At 35.5% G+C, this 17,876-nt stretch carries 19 protein-coding genes, 1 pseudogene and 1 riboswitch; of the genes and pseudogenes, 2 read left to right on the top strand and 18 right to left on the bottom strand.

Annotation, left to right across the window (positions count from 1 at the left end; genetic code table 11):
* The first annotated feature begins 57 nt into the window (after nt 1-57).
* On the top strand, nt 58-696 hold the full coding sequence (gene aat, locus EKM05_RS01740) for a leucyl/phenylalanyl-tRNA--protein transferase (RefSeq protein ID WP_126553109.1): 639 nt from the start codon (nt 58-60) through the stop codon (nt 694-696).
* A 3-nt stretch (nt 697-699) separates the two neighbouring features.
* On the opposite strand, the gene EKM05_RS01735 is transcribed toward aat, so the two are convergent.
* From EKM05_RS01735 to rplM, 17 genes and pseudogenes are all read right to left on the bottom strand, one after another.
* Nucleotides 700-1,410: a HesA/MoeB/ThiF family protein gene (locus EKM05_RS01735; RefSeq protein ID WP_126553107.1), complete on the bottom strand. Its 711-nt coding sequence runs from the start codon at nt 1,408-1,410 to the stop codon at nt 700-702.
* Nucleotides 1,411-1,610: 200 nt separating this feature from the next.
* Nucleotides 1,611-2,753: a 2-iminoacetate synthase ThiH gene (thiH, locus tag EKM05_RS01730; RefSeq protein WP_126553105.1), complete on the bottom strand. Its 1,143-nt coding sequence runs from the start codon at nt 2,751-2,753 to the stop codon at nt 1,611-1,613.
* 140 nt (nt 2,754-2,893) lie between these two features.
* On the bottom strand, nt 2,894-3,271 hold the full coding sequence (locus EKM05_RS01725; protein WP_126553103.1) for a GxxExxY protein: 378 nt from the start codon (nt 3,269-3,271) through the stop codon (nt 2,894-2,896).
* Between the two features lie 187 nt (nt 3,272-3,458).
* A complete protein-coding gene (locus tag EKM05_RS01720) occupies nt 3,459-4,229 on the bottom strand; it encodes a thiazole synthase (protein ID WP_126553101.1) in 771 nt (256 codons plus the stop codon).
* Nucleotides 4,216-4,848, bottom strand: a complete 633-nt coding sequence (locus EKM05_RS01715) for a thiamine phosphate synthase (protein WP_126553099.1) — start codon at nt 4,846-4,848, stop codon at nt 4,216-4,218. Before EKM05_RS01715 ends, EKM05_RS01720 begins: the two co-directional genes overlap by 14 nt.
* On the bottom strand, nt 4,841-5,596 hold the full coding sequence (locus tag EKM05_RS01710; RefSeq protein ID WP_126553097.1) for a hydroxymethylpyrimidine/phosphomethylpyrimidine kinase: 756 nt from the start codon (nt 5,594-5,596) through the stop codon (nt 4,841-4,843). The genes EKM05_RS01715 and EKM05_RS01710 overlap by 8 nt, the downstream gene beginning before the upstream one ends.
* Nucleotides 5,572-6,168 carry a thiamine phosphate synthase gene (locus EKM05_RS01705; RefSeq protein WP_126553095.1) on the bottom strand — a complete coding sequence of 199 codons (597 nt, stop codon included), beginning with the start codon at nt 6,166-6,168 and terminating at the stop codon, nt 5,572-5,574. Before EKM05_RS01705 ends, EKM05_RS01710 begins: the two co-directional genes overlap by 25 nt.
* A gap of 32 nt (nt 6,169-6,200) precedes the next feature.
* Entirely contained in the window at nt 6,201-8,045 is a 1,845-nt protein-coding gene (gene thiC, locus EKM05_RS01700; RefSeq protein WP_126458286.1) for a phosphomethylpyrimidine synthase ThiC, read from the bottom strand.
* Nucleotides 8,046-8,141: 96 nt separating this feature from the next.
* On the bottom strand, nt 8,142-8,348 hold the full coding sequence (thiS, locus tag EKM05_RS01695; RefSeq protein ID WP_126458283.1) for a sulfur carrier protein ThiS: 207 nt from the start codon (nt 8,346-8,348) through the stop codon (nt 8,142-8,144).
* Between the two features lie 63 nt (nt 8,349-8,411).
* Nucleotides 8,412-8,508: riboswitch (TPP riboswitch) on the bottom strand.
* Nucleotides 8,509-8,589: 81 nt separating this feature from the next.
* On the bottom strand, nt 8,590-9,150 hold the full coding sequence (locus EKM05_RS01690) for a DNA-3-methyladenine glycosylase I (RefSeq protein WP_126458280.1): 561 nt from the start codon (nt 9,148-9,150) through the stop codon (nt 8,590-8,592).
* Between the two features lie 2 nt (nt 9,151-9,152).
* The gene (locus EKM05_RS01685) at nt 9,153-9,806 is read right to left on the bottom strand and encodes a queuosine precursor transporter (RefSeq protein WP_126458277.1); all 654 of its coding nucleotides are present in this window, start codon (nt 9,804-9,806) and stop codon (nt 9,153-9,155) included.
* A 394-nt stretch (nt 9,807-10,200) separates the two neighbouring features.
* Complete coding sequence (locus EKM05_RS01680) at nt 10,201-11,574, bottom strand: S8 family peptidase (protein ID WP_126458274.1); 1,374 nt, start codon at nt 11,572-11,574, stop codon at nt 10,201-10,203.
* Between the two features lie 402 nt (nt 11,575-11,976).
* Nucleotides 11,977-12,382, bottom strand: a pseudogene (locus EKM05_RS01675) (queuosine precursor transporter); the annotation flags it as partial.
* A gap of 155 nt (nt 12,383-12,537) precedes the next feature.
* Nucleotides 12,538-13,362 carry a translation elongation factor Ts gene (gene tsf / locus EKM05_RS01670; protein ID WP_126458271.1) on the bottom strand — a complete coding sequence of 275 codons (825 nt, stop codon included), beginning with the start codon at nt 13,360-13,362 and terminating at the stop codon, nt 12,538-12,540.
* A gap of 107 nt (nt 13,363-13,469) precedes the next feature.
* Nucleotides 13,470-14,273, bottom strand: a complete 804-nt coding sequence (rpsB, locus tag EKM05_RS01665) for a 30S ribosomal protein S2 (protein WP_126458268.1) — start codon at nt 14,271-14,273, stop codon at nt 13,470-13,472.
* A gap of 180 nt (nt 14,274-14,453) precedes the next feature.
* Nucleotides 14,454-14,840: a 30S ribosomal protein S9 gene (gene rpsI / locus EKM05_RS01660; protein ID WP_126453913.1), complete on the bottom strand. Its 387-nt coding sequence runs from the start codon at nt 14,838-14,840 to the stop codon at nt 14,454-14,456.
* Entirely contained in the window at nt 14,840-15,295 is a 456-nt protein-coding gene (gene rplM, locus EKM05_RS01655; protein ID WP_066080505.1) for a 50S ribosomal protein L13, read from the bottom strand. Before rplM ends, rpsI begins: the two co-directional genes overlap by 1 nt.
* Nucleotides 15,296-15,635: 340 nt before the next feature.
* Between rplM and EKM05_RS01650 the strand changes: the two genes are divergently transcribed.
* Nucleotides 15,636-16,661, top strand: a complete 1,026-nt coding sequence (locus EKM05_RS01650; protein ID WP_126458265.1) for a LacI family DNA-binding transcriptional regulator — start codon at nt 15,636-15,638, stop codon at nt 16,659-16,661.
* Nucleotides 16,662-16,906: 245 nt separating this feature from the next.
* Here EKM05_RS01650 and EKM05_RS01645 read toward each other — a convergent pair whose 3' ends face one another.
* Entirely contained in the window at nt 16,907-17,863 is a 957-nt protein-coding gene (locus EKM05_RS01645; protein ID WP_126458262.1) for a geranylgeranylglycerol-phosphate geranylgeranyltransferase, read from the bottom strand.
* Between the last annotated feature and the right edge of the window lie 13 nt (nt 17,864-17,876).

Here is a 17,876-nt window from a genome sequence, read left to right as displayed (position 1 = left end):
CTTGAATTTCTGACTTTTTTATTTTTTGAAATTGGTATTGATTTTTGAAATTGAAAAATGTATTATTTATCCCCAACCATATTTTTTCCTCCTGTTGACCAAGCAAATCATGACGGAATTTTGGCCATTGGAGGTGATTTGTCTCCGGAACGCTTGCGACTTGCGTATCAAAGTGGCATTTTTCCTTGGTTTGAAGCGGGAGAACCTATTATGTGGTGGTCTCCAAATCCCAGAATGGTGCTGTTTCTCGATGAATTGATTGTATCTAAAAGCATGCGAAATATCCTGAACCGGAATATTTTCAGTGTTACTTTCAATCAAAATTTCAGAGATGTAATTTCAAATTGTCAAAATATAGAACGTGACGGTCAAAACGGGACTTGGATTACCAATGACATGATTGAAGCCTATTGTAAGCTGCATGAAGTAGGAATAGCAAAATCGGTTGAGGTTTGGCAAGATGAGGTTTTAGTTGGTGGTTTATATGGAATTGATTTGGGAGGTATTTTTTGTGGTGAAAGTATGTTCTCGAAAGTATCTAATGCGTCGAAAACGGCTTTTATAGCTTTGGTCAACCAATTAAAAAAAGAAGATTACAAACTTTTGGATTGTCAGGTTTATAATCCGCATCTTGAAAGTTTAGGTTGCAGGGAAATCGACAGAACAGATTTTATGGAAATTTTAAAGAGTAAATAACTCTTAAAATTCCAGCTTCTTAAAACTCCAATCCAGCGTATTAAAAAGAACCAATTCATTTTCCAATGTCGGTAAATCCATAACAAGTTTCAACGTTTCATGCGCCATCATGGTGCCAATAATCCCAGGGAGCGTACCCAATACTCCGTTCAAATCACAATTAGGAACATCTTTAGGATTTGGAGGTTCTGGGAATAAGTCCCGAAGATTTTTATTTCCATTATGGTTAAAAACGGCCACTTGCCCCTCGAATTTTAAGATGCTGCCGTAAATCAATGATTTTCCTAATGTCACGCAAGTATCATTTATCAGATAGCGGGTTTCGAAATTATCACAGCCGTCAACAATTACATCAAAATCCTGGATGATTTGTACTGCATTTTTAATGGTTAATTTTTCTTCAAAAGCAACAACATGAATCAATGGATTCAGGATTTCTAAAACTGATTTTGCCGTGATTGCTTTTAATTGACCAACGTGCCTCTCCGTATATAAAATTTGACGGTGTAAGTTGTGCAACTCGATTTTGTCAAAATCAACTATACCAATAGTTCCTACTCCGGCCGTTGCAATATATTGTAAGATTGGACAACCCAATCCGCCTGCGCCGATCACTAAAACTTTCGCTTTTTTGAGTTTTTCCTGTCCGGAATCGCCTATTTCCGGCATCATCATCTGGCGGTTATAGCGTAAAAAATCCTGAATGATACTCATTTTTTTAGTTTTAAAGTTGAAAAGTCATAAAGTTGGACAGTTATAAAGTCTATAAGTCAAAAGTTAAAAACATGTCAGTTCAAGCACAGTCGAGAACTTTTTTAAGGTTGGTTGCTATTAGTAATAAATATAAGGTGTGGCCCCATGTTGCTTTCTAAATTTTTAGACTCTTGTCTCTTGTCTAATTTTTTTGTTGATTTCTAAACTTTTAGACTTACGACATTCGACTTTTGACTAAAATTTTTATCCCAATCCTTCCAAACGGGCTCGTATCCTTTGCTGGAAATAATTTTTGCAATCTCGGCAACAGAACGTTCGTCACTGATTTCAAATTGTTCCAAAGATTGCGGATCAACAGCATATCCGCCAGGATTAGTTTTAGAACCGGCACTCATACTGGTAATTCCAATTGGAATAATATTGTCCCGGAATTTTTCGTTCTCTCGGGTTGACAGGGAGATTTCTAAATCTTCATTCCACAAACGGTAGGCACAAATGAGCTGGGTCAAATTCGCATTATCCATGATAAAGTTGGGTGCAATCACACCTTCTGCCGGTCGTAATCTGGGAAATGAAACTGCATATTTCGTTTGCCAATACGTTTTTTGTAAATAATCTAAATGCAAGGCATTAAAAAAACTGTCAGTGCGCCAATCTTCTAATCCCAATAAGACACCCAAGCCTATTTTATGAATGCCCGCAGTTCCTATGCGATCGGGTGTTTCTAAACGAAAATCAAAATTGGATTTCTTTCCTTTGGTATGGTACTGTTTGTACACATCACGATGATACGTTTCCTGATAGACTAAAATCGAATAGACACCGGCTTCGTGTAATTGTTCGTATTCTTCTGTTGACAAGGGTTGTACTTCGGCTGAAATGGTGGAGAAATCGTTTTTTATCTGAGCAATTGCCTTTAGAAAATAATGAATGTTTACGGTCTGATTGGCTTCGCCTGTAACTAATAAAACATGATCAAATCCTGCTTTTTTTAAGACTTCAATTTCTTGCGTAATTTCATTTTCGGTAAGTGTTTTTCGTTTGATTTTGTTGTCTAAACTAAACCCACAATACGTACAAATGTTCTGACACTCGTTGCTTAAATACAAAGGAGCATACATTTGAATCGTTTTGCCAAATCTTTTTTTGGTTAGTTCATGTGTCAGTTGTGCCATTTGCTCTAAGTAAGGTTTCGCAGCTGGTGAAATCAATCTCAGAAAATCATCGAGACTGCGTTTTTTTTTGTCTAACGCAGATTCGACTTCTATCGAAGTGGTATGGTATATTTTTGTTTTGATTGTTTCCCAATCGTAGTTGTCAAAAACCGATCTAAATGTGTTCATTGTTTTATTTTTTTTCGCAAAAAGGATATGCGGTTTTTGGCACGCAGATTCTGCAAATTTTCGCAGATTTTTTTAACCGTTTTTTTTTAATTTTAGCTGTATAAATATGTGAAATCTGCGTGCTAATTTGTAATCCTTAATTATAATTTATTTGCAATTCGTTTAATGTCATCTAAAATAGTGACTGTATTAAAATTGACAAGTAGGCCTAATTTTTTATTAGTAAGTTTTAAATAGTTTGTAATTTGTTTGTAATGAATAGGTGCTAAATCTTCGACAGATTTCAATTCAATAATTACTTTGTCTTCTACTAATAAATCAATTTTAAAAGCAACATCTAATATGATTTCATCGTAAGGAATAGTGATTTCTAATTGTCTTTCAACTTTTAAATTTATTTTAGTTAATTCATAATACAAAGCGCTTTCATAAACAGATTCAAATAAACCTGGACCGAGTGTATTGTACACTTTGAAAATGGCTCCTCTTATTTTGAATGATATGTCGTTTTCGGTCATTTTTAAGAATTTAAAAATTAGTACTAATTAAAAACTAAATGTAGTTATTTTGATACAACTATAAATTTCTGTAGTATGTAAATTGTACGAATTTTTGTAGATTCTTTTTTATTTCCCATCTGTGTAAATCTGTAAAATCTGCGTGCCATTTTTTCAACAGTTTTCTTGTAAATAGACCAAAAACATATTACTCATACAAAAACGCAGTCAAAGGACTTGAGGCCATTGCATGATTTACTTTTTGTGCTAATTGTGCTTCGTAGGCTTTTCGACCTGCAATAACGGCTTCTCTGAAAGCCTCTGCCATCAATATAGGATTTCTTGCCACGGCAATTGCTGTGTTTACTAAAACCGCATCAGCTCCAAGCTCCATGGCTTTTGCTGCGTCGGATGGTGCGCCAATTCCGGCATCTATAATCACGGGAACTCTGCTCTGTTCAATAATTATTTCTAAAAAATCGATCGTTTTTAATCCTTTGTTGCTACCAATTGGAGAACCTAAAGGCATCACCGCCGAAGTTCCTGCGTCTTCCAGTCGTTTACATAAAACGGGATCCGCATGGATGTAAGGCAAAACGATAAACCCTAATTTGGCTAAAGCTTCCGTAGCTTTTAAGGTTTCGATTGCATCTGGCATTAGATATTTTGGATCAGGATGAATTTCCAGTTTAAGCCAATTGGTCTCCAACGCTTCTCGTGCTAGTTGTGCCGCAAAAACGGCTTCTTTGGCATTTCGTGCGCCAGAAGTATTGGGGAGCAAATTAATTAGCGGGTGTTTTAGATGGGATAAAATGGCATCGGTTTCCGTTTCTAAATCGATACGTTTTAGCGCTACGGTTACTAACTCGGTTCCAGAGGCTAAAATGGCTTCTTCCATCTGTTGATTAGAACCGAATTTTCCTGTGCCTAAAAACAAGCGGGATTGAAAGGTCTTGTCTCCTATTTTAAATGGTACCATATAATTTGTCGTTAAGTTGAGTAATAAGTTGTGCTGGGTTTTCGCTTTGGGTGATCAAACCAGAAACGGCAATACCCTGAATTCCGTTTTCCATCAGGTCTTCAACGTTTTCTAGTGTGATTCCTCCAATGGCATAAATGGGAATTTGGATGTTTTTTATTTTCATTTGTTGGATAATCAATCGATACCCTTCCAATCCTAAAATTGGGCTTAAATTTTGTTTGGTAGTTGTGAATTGGAATGGACCCAGGCCTATATAATCACAGTTTTCAGATGTCCTTTGGATCACATCTATAAAAGTATTTGCCGTTCCTCCAATGATTTTTGTTTTTCCTAAAAGGATTCGGGCCTCTTCCACTTTCATATCACTTAAACCCAAATGAACGCCATCGGCATCCAATTGCTTTACCAAATGCACGTTGTCATTGATGATAAAAGTGGCTAAATATTCTTTACATAACATTTTTACGGCTTCCGCCAAAGTGAAAACTTCAAGCGCGTTTTGATTTTTGAATCGCAATTGTATCCAATGGCAGCCATTGTCCAGTGCTTTGTGAATGTTGTGCAATTGTTCTTCGACAGTATTTCCTTGCGAAATGTAGTGTAGCTTATTATACATGATGATATCCTAATTTGGTTTGATTAGATTGTAAATAGGTTTCTATATATTTTTTGGCATTGATGCAAGCTGTTTTCAGGTCTAATCCCAAAGCTAAATTGGCTGTAATCGCTGATGATAATACACAGCCAGAGCCGTGTTTCTCGAAAACCGAAGTATTATTTGGCGTAAGCATGAAGATTTCCTTTCCGGTATACAAACAGTCAACACCAATTGCCAGAGGATTGTGACCACCTTTTAGTAATACAGCGCACTGTTTTGACAGCTCGTGAGCAATTAAATCAGGTTTTTTTTCTGCTGCGGAAAGCTGTAAAATTTCATTGTAATTGGGTGTTATCAAATCTATTTTTTTCAATATTTCGATCAAAACAACTTGATTTTCTATAGTTATAAAACGGAATTCGGTTGTAGATTTTAAAACGGTATCCCAAACGATCTTTGTTTTTGGCGAAAGCCTTTTTATAGCAAAAACAATTTTTTTTAAATAATCCAGTGAAGGAACAATTCCAATTTTTACGGCTTTGATAGCATAATTTTCAAACAATTTGTCCAATGATCTCAAAACGAAAGCTTGGTCAGTCCAGTGCATTTCGAAGAACTGATTTTCGGTTTGAATGGTGTTACCGGTATTGACGGCAAAACCATAAACGTGATGTTGCTCGAATGTCTTGATGTCTGCTAAAACTCCCGCGCCTCCAGAAGGATCAAAGCCTGCAATTGTTACTACGAAAGGTCTGTTTTCTTGCATTGTTTAAAATTTTCTATTGGATGGTTACTATTCCAAATGGCACCTAAAAGTGCCACATCATCAAAGCCATATTTTAATGCCGTTTTAATTTTATCAGCTGTAATTCCACCAAGTGCTACTAATGAAGTTTCGTTATTCTTCCTTTGTTGCAATGCTTTTTTAAAGTCAATATCCGAAGCATACTTTGGTTTTGAAATACTTTCGAAAACAGGACCAAAAAAAGCATAAGCAAAAACAGTAGGTAGTTCTTCAAAATCAATCATTTGATGAATCGAAGTAGAGAGTTTAAATCCACTTTCTTTCCAGTTTTTTAAACTTTTCTCCGATGTTTCAATTCTTGCTTTTTCTGTAAAATGAATCCGATGTATTCCAGATGCTAAAGCCAGTTGGTGATGACTGTGCAAAACCACTTGCTGACGGAAATCTGATTTTATTTCGGATAAAAAAGCGTTCATTTCTGTTTCTGAAAAATCAGGTTTCCGAATATGAAGCAACTCCAGTCCATTCTCAAAAAGAGAATGAATGGTGTCGATTTCATTAATTACAGGATTTGGATTTGTGATTACGATCATAATCTTTTTTCTTTCCTCTTTCTTCTACAGTCTTATAAGTAAATTTCTTTGCCGCTTTCTACAAATTCTTTTGATTTTTCTTTCATGCCTTTTTCGGCTTCAGCTACATCGCGAATTTCTTGTGAAATTTTCATAGAACAAAATTTTGGTCCACACATGGAACAAAAATGAGCTACTTTGGCACCATCTGCTGGTAATGTTTCATCATGAAATTCACGAGCCGTATCGGGATCTAAGGACAAGTTGAATTGGTCTTCCCAACGGAATTCAAAACGGGCTTTGCTCAAGGCATTGTCACGGTATTGCGATCCGGGATGCCCTTTGGCCAAATCAGCAGCATGAGCCGAAATCTTATACGTGATTACGCCGTCTTTAACGTCTTTTTTGTTGGGTAAACCAAGGTGTTCTTTTGGTGTCACGTAGCATAACATCGCACAACCATACCAGCCAATCATAGCCGCGCCAATGGCAGAGGTGATGTGATCATAACCTGGAGCAATATCAGTAGTTAATGGTCCTAAAGTATAAAAAGGAGCTTCATCACAGTGCTCTAATTGTTTGTCCATGTTTTCCTTAATCATGTGCATGGGTACGTGGCCAGGGCCTTCAATAAATACCTGAACATCGTGTTTCCAGGCGATTTTTGTCAGTTCGCCAAGTGTTTCCAGCTCTGCAAACTGAGCGGCATCATTCGCATCGGCAATAGAACCGGGACGTAACCCATCTCCTAATGAAAACGCTACATCATATTGTTTCATAATTTCGCAAATGTCTTCAAAATGGGTGTAAAGAAAGTTTTCTTTATGGTGAAACAAACACCATTTTGCCATGATAGAGCCTCCACGGGAAACAATACCGGTAACACGTTCAGCAGTCAAATGGATGTAGCGCAATAAAACACCGGCATGGATGGTAAAATAGGAAACCCCTTGTTCCGCTTGTTCGATTAGCGTATCACGATAAACTTCCCAAGTGAGATCTTCGGCCACGCCATTTACTTTTTCCAAAGCTTGGTAAATAGGCACGGTTCCAATTGGCACAGGAGAATTTCGGATAATCCATTCTCTGGTTTCGTGAATGTTTTTACCGGTTGATAAATCCATAATCGTGTCAGCTCCCCAGCGGCATGCCCAAACTGCTTTTTCTACTTCTTCTTCGATTGTTGAGGTTACGGCGCTGTTGCCAATGTTAGCATTAATTTTCACTAAGAAGTTACGACCTACAATCATAGGCTCACTTTCTGGGTGGTTGATGTTATTTGGAATAATGGCACGTCCTCTGGCTACTTCGCTTCGGACAAATTCAGGGGTGATTTTCCCCACCCCAGCCCGGCCCGAAGGAGAGGGAGTGTTTGCGCCCCAACTATTTCCTTCGTGTTGGTGTTGCATGGCTTTGGTTTGTTCGTTTATCAACTCCAAGCGTTGGTTTTCACGAATGGCTATGTATTCCATTTCTGGAGTAATGATTCCTTGTTTTGCATAATACAATTGGGAAACGTTGGCTCCTTTTTTGGCACGCTTAGGTTTGTGCAAATATTCGAAACGCAATTCGTTTAGTTTTTCGTCATTCAAACGCTTTTTCCCGTATTCGGAAGAGATTTCACTTAATTCTTCGACATCATTACGATCCAGAATCCATTGTTCACGAATGCGGGGCAGTCCTTTTCGAATGTCAATTTCGATATTTGGGTCGGTAAATGGGCCCGAAGTGTCATAAACGGTTACAGGCGGGTTTTTTTCTATTCTGCCATTTGACATTTTAGTGTCAGTCAATGCAATTTCTCGCATCGCTACTTTTATGGGATGAATGGTTCCATCTACATAAATTTTTGTAGAATTAGGAAAAGGAGTGGTTGATATTTTTTCTTCGTATTTCATATTTTTTTTATTGAAAGATTTAAGTATTAAAAAATTGAAAGATTGAAGAGTGGATTTGATAAATATTTTAATCTTTCAATCTTTAAATTAAAATGGTTATCCTCCTTGAGTTGCAGAGATGATGAGAATGTTATCGGTTTCTTGTATGATGTGGGAATTCCAGTTGGATTTTGGAATTATACTATTGTTAATGGCTACCGCAATTCCGTTTTGTTTTATGGGAATTTCCAAGTCAAGAAGTGCCTGAACAGTAAGACTGTCAGTTGCAAATTGTTTCGTTTGATTGTTGATTTTGAGTTCCATTCCTTTTGAATTTAGTATACAGTTATACTTTAGGAATGGCTATAGGAGTACATAAATGTACCAGAAAGTCATCTTACTTTTCCCTACGCTAGTATGAACTAGATCAGGTTCAGAGGGTAATTCTCAGCCTACAATGTTGTAGACACCCCTAAAGTGTGAAACAAATGTAATGGTTTTTTTGATTAAAATTTCGGATTTAAAGTTTTATTTGATAATTTAAATGTCGAAAACGGATTACTCACTACTGTTTTTTCCAGCAATCTGCAACGTGATCATCAACCATTCCGGTGGCTTGCATGAGTGCATAAACTACTGTAGAACCGACGAATTTGAATCCGCGTTTTTTCAAATCTTTGCTTATTTTATCCGAAAGTGGAGTGGTTGCAGGAACTTCTTTTAGAGATTGTCGGTTGTTTTGAATGGGTTTTCCTCCAGTAAATTCCCAAATATATTTTGAAAAACCGCCAAATTCCTCTTGTACTTTCATAAAGGCAGTAGCATTAGAAACGGCTGCGCGAATTTTTAACTGATTGCGAATAATTCCTGCATCAAGGAGTAATTCCTGAATTTTATTTTCGGTATAAAATGCTGTTTTTTTATAGTCAAAATCATCAAAAGCCAATTGGAAATTTTCTCTCTTTTTTAGGATTGTAATCCAACTTAGTCCGGCTTGGAAAGTTTCTAAGATTAGAAATTCAAATAATTTTTGGTCCTCATATACTGGAACGCCCCATTCTTCGTCGTGGTATTTTTTGTATAAATCGCTGGAAGTGCACCAACCACATCTTGTTTTTTTATCCATAATTATTCTTTTTCTGCCGCTAAATAGTTTTTTATAATGTAGTGGCCCAAGTAAATTAAAGGAGTCAAGAGAATGGCAATTCCAAGTTTGAAGGTATATCCTGTCAAGGCGGAGGTTAGAAAAACGTCAAAGTTTATTTTGCCGGGCAACCAAAAAGCAATTCCCAACACAATAAAAGAATCGAATAATTGCGAAATGATAGTAGAACCCGTGGCTCTGAGCCATATTTTTTTGTTTCCTGTACGGTTTTTGAAAAACCAAAAAACGGTTACATCTATCAATTGAGAAACTAGGAACGCAATGATACTTCCCACTATGATCCACATGCTTTGTCCAAAAACGGCAAAAAACTGCTCATCATTGACTGGACTGATTCCTTTTGCGGCTGGTATATTGATCGCGAAAAGTAAAACAAGGAAAGAGTAGGCGATTAAACCGGCAGTGATTAAGGACAATTTCTTTACTCCTTTTTCTCCAAAGTATTCATTGATTAAATCAGTAGTCAGGAAAACAATAGGCCAAGGCAAAATGCCGATGCTCATTACAAACGGACCTATTTGTATCAATTTCCCACCGATGAGTTCTGCCGTAACGGCATTAGTGATAAAGATTCCGGCAAGAATAACAAATACAAGTTCTTTTTTGGTTTTGAACATAAAAAACAATTAATATCCAAATTTAGTGTTTTAATTGAAAAGTATTAATTTGTATTGTTGTTTTCGATGTAAATTTATTCTAAACATGATTCTATTTTTTTTCATTTTTATTGAATAAAATCGTTTAATTAATTTATAATCAAATTAGTGAAAAAGAAGAATCATGTAACTTTAATATTTTGGCTAGAGATATTTTTCCGATTATTAAGTTCAAATTTTTACATTAAACAAGTCAATTTGTGCTTAGCAGTCTTATCTAACATAGCTTTTGCTATTCATCCTCTACTTAGGATATTTTAAAAATATGGATTTTTTGAACGGTATTGAAAAAAAATATGACCATAAAAAAAGAGCCCAACTTGTGGACTCCTTTGTTTAATTAGTTTTAATTGGATTAAAATCCGCTTACATTCAATCTACCTCCTGTTAAACATTTTCCAGATAAAGAGGAAGTAGGAGTAGCACTGTTCAATAGTGCTGCTTTAATTTGTGCAGCTGTTGCACCAGGATTCAAAGATGCGTATAATGCAGCCGCTCCTGACACATGTGGAGTTGCCATTGAAGTTCCGTTATAACTAGCATAGCTAGATACAAACTTACCTTTAGATCTTGCAGGTACTGTTGACCATATTCCTGAACCAGGAGCGCCTAAATCAACAGAGGTAGCGCCAAATTGAGAGAAACTTGATAGAGCTCCTGTATTGGTAATTGATGCAACGGCGATTACATTTGCGTTAGGATAACTTGCAGGATAACTTGGTGTGGTGTCATTGTCAGTTCCACTATTCCCTGCAGCAGCAATGAACAGTATTCCAGCAGTATTGGCTCTCTCAATTGCATCCTGAAGACCTTGTGAGAATCCTCCTCCTCCCCAAGAGTTATTAGTAGCTACAATGTTTAAGCCATGTCTTGTTTTTAGATCAGTGAAATAGTCAATTGCTTTAATTGCATTTGCTAATGTTCCGCCTGTTCCACCTAAAAATTTAGCGTTTATCATTTTTACATTCCATACAACACCAGCAACACCTTTTCCATTACCTCCTACAGCACCAATAGTACCGGCAACATGTGTTCCGTGGTCATCGTCAACTCCGTCAAAAACAGTATTATCGTTTGCGGCAAAATCATAGCCATACACATCGTCAACAAGGCCATTGCTATCATCATCTATACCATTTCCATCTATTTCACCTGGGTTTTTACCTGCATTGGCTGCTAGATCTTCATGAGTATACATGTAACCTTCGTCAATAATACCGATATACACAGTAGCTGATCCTAACTTATTGTTTGCCCAAGCAGCTGCGGCTTGCGAACCAAACTGATTCGATGGAGAAGTTGTAGATCCATACATGCCCCAAAGTGAACCATTAGTATAATAAGTGTCATTTGAAACTGCAAAATGATTGTATATCCAGTTTGGCTCTGCATACTCTACTCCTTGTAAATCTTTAATAAGCTCAATAGCTTCCATTGTGCCTAACTTTGAATTTACCAATAAAATTTTTCCACCTGTAGTGTTTGTTTTAGCAGTGGAAGTTTTCATAGAATTAGTGTTAATAACTTCTACTGTAGTTCCTCCAATTAGAGATAAAATGTTTGTTGATGTTTTAGCTCCAGTTTCTGTAGGTTTAAATTTAATAAGTAGTTGGTTCGCAACATAACTTGGTTGTACCTTATTTTGTACTACTTCTGTTGGGTTTAAATTTTCATCAGTACAAGAGAAAAATGCGAACAAGACTAGGGATGCGATAAATAAATTCTTCATAAATTTGAGTTTTTGGTTTAAAAAGTTAAAAGTATTAAAAAAATAAGGTAACGATAACGTTTTCGGTAAAAATATAAATAATTTTAGGTGATGGTCGTTTTATGTTAAATTTTTACGATGCGCGTTTTTAGGTAGGAATTTTCGTTTTGTATTTATAAGCTATTTTAATTTAAATTGTTAGTGGTTAATGGACACTGCATGAAGTTCAGCTTTTTATAATCTAATATGTTTAAGAGTTCTTTTTGAATGAATGAATCCGATAAAAAAACCCATTTCAAATCTCTTTGAAATAGGTTGTATATAAATCTGAGTTCAAATATTATAATCTGAAATCAAAAAATCAATTTATCCTAACGCAGCTCTTTTGAAACCTGTTTCTCTGAGCCAGATTTTTTTATTTCATGTACGGTTTTTGAAAAACCAAAAAACAGTTACGTCTATCAATTGAGAAACTAAGAAGGCGATGATGCTTCCCACAATAATCCACATGCTTTGGCCAAAAACTGTTCGTCATTTACCGGGATTATCCCTTTTGCCACGGGAGTATTTATGGATAAAAACAAGAGGTTGAACGCATAAGTAATTAAAAAAGCGGTAATTAAAGATAATTTTTTACTCCTTTTTCTCCAAAGTATTCATTGATTAAATCAGTAGTCAGGAAAACAATAGGCCAAGGTAAAATGCCGATACTCATTACAAAGGGACCTATTTGTATCAGTTTTCCACCGATGAGTTCTGCGGTAACAGCGTTAGTAATGAAGATTCCGGCAAGAATAACAAAGACAAGTTCTTTTTTGGTTTTGAACATAAAAAACAATTAATATTCAAATTTAGTGTTTTAATTTATTTTTTGGAAGTGGTTTTTAGGGAATAAAAAAATCCCATTCGAGTGAACGAATGGGATTTATAATTTTTAAACAGAATATAAATAAATTTAAGATTCTGTCGTAAATTTTGAAAAAATTATCCTAACGCAGCTCTTTTGAAACCGGTAACGATAAGATCTTTATCTAAAGATTTAACATAAGCAGCAACGCTCATTTTGTTGTCTTTGATATAATCTTGGTTTACTAAAGTATTATCTTTAAAGAAACGAGCCAATTTACCTTTAGCGATATTGTCTAGCATTGCTTCTGGTTTACCTTCTTGACGTAGGATATCTTTGGCAATTTCTATTTCTTTAGCGATGGTGTCAGCATCAACACCCGTTTCGTCTAAAGCTATTGGAGCCATTGCAGCTGCTTGCATCGATACGTTTCTTGAAACTTCTTCAGCACCCTCTACATTTGCAGATAGCGCCACTAAAGTAGCAATTTTGTTTCCGGAGTGAATGTAAGATCCGATAAAGGCACCTTCTAATTTCTCGAAAGTTCTGATTTCTAATTTTTCACCGATAACACCAGTTTGTTCGATTAATTTATCCGCAACAGTGATTCCGTTGAAATCAGCTGCTAAAAATTCTTCTTTTGTATTGAAGTTCAATGCTAGATTAGCCATTTCAGTAGCCATTTTCACGAAGCTTTCATTCATTCCTACAAAGTCAGTCTCACAGTTTAAGGTGATTACAACTCCAGCAGTTTTATCAGCATTTACAACAGCAATTGCAGCACCTTCTGTAGATTCTCTATCAGAACGGTTTGCAGCTACTTTTTGTCCTTTTTTACGTAAGTTTTCGATAGCTAAATCAAAATCTCCTTCTGCTTCAACCAAGGCTTTTTTGCAGTCCATCATTCCTGCACCAGTGATTGTTCTTAATTTATTTACGTCTGCAGCAGTAATTGTTGCCATAATTTTTTTATTTTAAAGATTAAAAGATTGAGAAATTTAAAGACTTCATCATTAATTTTACAATCAATAATTTTTATCTTTAAATTCTTCAATCTTTAAATTTATTTTTATTCTTCAGTTGCAGGAGTTGGAGCTACTGTTTCGGTAACAGGAACAACTACTTCAGCAGCAACAGGAGCTACTACTTCAGCAGCAACAGGAAGATCAGTTTCTTTGTCAGATCCTCTATCAGAAAGTCCTTCGATAATTGCACCAGTTACTAAAGTTAAGATTTTGTCAATTGATTTAGAAGCATCATCGTTAGATGGGATTACAAATTCAACCTCTCTTGGGTCAGAATTGGTATCCACCATTGCGAAAACTGGAATGTTTAATTTTTGAGCTTCTTTTATTGCGATGTGTTCCGCTTTGATATCAACTACGAACAATGCAGCTGGTAGTCTTGACATGTCAGCGATTGAACCTAAGTTTTTCTCTAATTTGGCACGAAGACGATCTACTTGCAAACGTTCTTTTTTAGAAAGGGTCATGAAAGTACCGTCTTTCTTCATTTTATCAATAGTTGCCATTTTTTTAACAGCTTTACGGATAGTTACGAAGTTAGTTAGCATTCCACCAGGCCATCTTTCAGTGATGTAAGGCATGTTTGCAGCTTTAGCTTTTTCAGCTACGATGTCTTTAGCTTGTTTTTTGGTAGCTACAAATAATATTTTTCTACCTGATGCAGCGATTTTTTTCAAAGCGTCATTCGCTTCTTCAATTTTTGCTGCTGTTTTATAAAGATTGATAATGTGTATACCATTACGCTCCATATAAATGTAAGGGGCCATGTTTGGATCCCATTTTCTAGTCATGTGTCCGAAGTGTACACCTGCTTCTAGTAATTCTTTTACTTCTACTTTGTTTGACATTTTTTGTTTAGTTTACGTTCTGTTGATTAGCAATGTTCCTTTTTAATTTAAAGATTCAATCTTTTAATTGGGTTTCATTTAGATGCTAAACTAATTTCCCGTCTCAACGGGACAACAACAACATTGTTTTTAAATTTAATAATCAATACGTCTTGTATAAATAATACAAGACAGGTACTATTAACGTTTAGAGAATTGGAATCTCTTACGAGCTTTCTTCTGACCGAATTTCTTACGTTCAACCATTCTTGGATCTCTTGTCAATAAACCTTCTGGTTTCAGTATCGCTCTGTTTTCAGCATTTACTTCACACATAACACGTGCCAATGCCATTCTTACTGCTTCTGCTTGTCCAGTTGAACCACCTCCGTAAACGTTCACTTTTACATCAAAATTTGTTACATTTTCTGTCATAGACATAGGTTGTAATACTTTGTACTGTAACGTTGCAGTTGGGAAGTATGTTTCGAATGCTTTTTTGTTTACAGTGATTACTCCTGTTCCTTCCGAAACATAAACACGTGCAACAGCGGTTTTTCTTCTACCGATTTTGTGAATAACTCCCATTACTTAAGATCGTTAAGGTTAACTGTTCTAGGTTTTTGAGCGCCTTGTTTGTGCTCTGATCCTACAACAACATTTAAATTTCTAAAAAGTTCAGCACCTAATTTGTTTTTAGGTAGCATTCCTTTTATTGCTTTTTCAACTAGTAATGCAGGGTTTTTTGATTGCAATACTTCAGCAGTTAAAGTTCTTTGTCCTCCAGGATAACCAGTGTGACGGATGTAAGTTTTTTCTTTCATCTTGTTCCCTGTAAGGTTGATTTTTTCTGAGTTGATAACAATTACGTTATCTCCACAGTCAACGTGTGGCGTATAACTTGCTTTGTACTTACCTCTAAGGATCATTGCGATCTTCGAAGCCATACGACCTAAGTTATGCCCATCAGCATCTACAACAATCCACTCTTTTGTAACGGTGGCTTTGCTTGCTGATTGTGTCTTGTAGCTTAATGCGTCCATAATATTATTTTAATTAAACATTCCATCCCCAATAAAGGGGTTGCAAAAGTACAATTAATTATTTTAAATACAAATACCTTAAAAGATTATTTTTTTCTTGTTTTAGTGCTGATTATCAAATGTATATTTGAAATATTTTTCCGGCAATGAATTTAGAATTAATCGAAACCGTCGATAGATTGTTTTGTTGTGAATTTTTATGTAAATTTATTGAATATTCCTCATTTTTCAGAGCCAATTTTTATATTATAATCGCTATTTTTGTCGATCTAATTGTTAATATTCTATTTATTTACATCTTGTCCCTTTTTTCTTTATTAATTACAATAAACATTTTTTTATGAAAGCCAGAGCTACACTAAAACAAATCGCAAAAGAACTGAATGTTTCTGTTTCTACAGTTTCAAAAGCACTTAATGATAGTCCGGAAATTAGTGAGTTAACTAAAATAAAAATAAAAGAATACGCAAAGCTAAAAAATTACAAACCTAACGTAATTGGTTTGAACCTAAAAAACAGGAAAACAAGAACCATTGGGGTGATTATTCCTAATATTTTGAATTCTTTCTTTGCCAAAGTATTTAGTGGTATCGAGAAAGTGGCTGATGAAAAAGGATACAATGTGATTATGTGTATTTCAAATGAATCTTTGGATAAAGAAGCGCATACTTTGGAGATGCTCAGCAATGGTACTATCGACGGATTTATTGTTTCGGTTTCTGAAGAGGCTCAAAAAAATCAGGAATACAGTCATTTTTCGGCAATCATTAATGATGGAACTCCTATTGTGATGTTTGATCGAATTGCGGATGGCGTTGATTGTGACAAAGTTATTGTAGATGATTTTGATTCGGCCCTAGATTCTACCCAACATTTAATTGATTTAGGGTGCAAAAACATAGCGCTGTTTTCTTCAGTTGATAATTTGAGTGTCGGGAAATTGCGTGCTGCCGGCTATATTAAAGCCTTAGAAGTCAACAATATACCCATTAATAAGGCTATAATTTTGAGAACTGATTGTGATGAAAATCTAAATAATCTCATAGAAAATATTTTTGATACCAATACAATTGACGGGATTTTTGCTTTGGACGAAAATGACTCCGTAGCTGCTTTGAGAATTGGACTCAAAAAAGGATATAAAATTCCCGAAGCACTTTCTATCATAGGTTTTGCAGATGGTATACTCGCCTCCCGTAGGTTGTCTCCCAGTTTGACCACGGTCAGTCAGCATGGCATAGAAATAGGCGAAGTTGCTGCTAAACTACTTATTGATCGACTGGAATCTAAAGAAGAACACATTCCCTATGAAACGGTTGTCATTAAGACAAAATTGAAAGAAAGGGAGTCAACAAGAAAACTGTAGAAGGTATTATAGCAATCCTGCGGAATCACGTTTAGCAATGAAATGAACCCGAAAAAGGGTTTGTACAATGCCCCATAGCATAAAAACTGCTCTTTTTTTGTTTTTATTGAATACATAAAATTAAAAATCAAATTAATAAATGGTTGTGATTTTCTAATTTTATAGTAGGAACCCTTCTTCTATTTCAAGAGAATGCCTAGCCTGATGATAGAGGTTTTTTTTAGTAATTCTTAAAAAGGGATTGTCTAAAGCATCATCAGCAATCTTTTGCCGTGCCATAAAACACTCGGATCAATCAGTACAATACAAAATACTCCAGAGACAATTAAAAATTTCAGGACATTATGAAGCAATAGAAATTGTGGTTTAGCATTTGATTTCCACAAGTAAAGCAAGGATAAAATAAGGATTATGAGCGAGGAATAAAAATAAATATCCATATATCCCACATCGTAAATTTCGATTAAAACATAAACGGGGAAAACGGTAAGGAGTGTCAAAAAGGTTATGATTTTTTTTGAAATTTCTTCTCCATAAACAATGGGAATCGTTTTATAATCAGTAATTAAATCGCCTTTCAGATTTTCTAGGTCTTTAATCATTTCCCGAATCAGCAGCAATAAGAACAAAAAAGAGGCATGCACAAATATTACTCCAAGCTGTCTTTTGTAATTTTCAATTTCTTCAAACGGGATCTGATTGTAGTAATACAATAGTATGGCAAAAAAAGGGGTCACGGCAAGTAAAGCCGCTGTCAAATTTCCTATTATAGGGTATTTTTTTATTTTATGGGAATAAAACCAAATAACGAAAATGTATAGGGAAAAGAATAAAAAAGCACGCCAAGAAACAAACAGAGCCATTAAGGCAACTATGAAATTCAATGTAAAATAGACGTTTAGTTTTGTTTTTTGACTCACTAATCGATCTAACATGGACTTGTTAGGGCGATTGATTAAATCTTTTTGGCTGTCATAAAAATTATTGATAATATATCCCGAAGCAATTGTTAGTGATGAAGCAAAAACCAAGATAAATAAATTGAAATCGAGTAAAATAGCCAAAGCTCTTGTGTCAGGAGCCAAAATAAATATGGCTGAGAGGTATTGTGCCAGGATAATGACCGGAATGTTATAGCCTCTAACCACAGAGAACAAACTTGCAATTTTCATTAGGAGAAGTTTGTGGTGCCTGCTTAACATTTAGATTTATTTA

The sequence above is a fragment of the Flavobacterium sp. GSP27 genome (assembly GCF_003970395.1).
In the GTDB taxonomy this organism is placed as follows: domain Bacteria; phylum Bacteroidota; class Bacteroidia; order Flavobacteriales; family Flavobacteriaceae; genus Flavobacterium.
The sequence above is the reverse complement of the archived record's forward strand: the minus strand, read 5'-3'. Positions and strand labels throughout refer to the sequence as shown.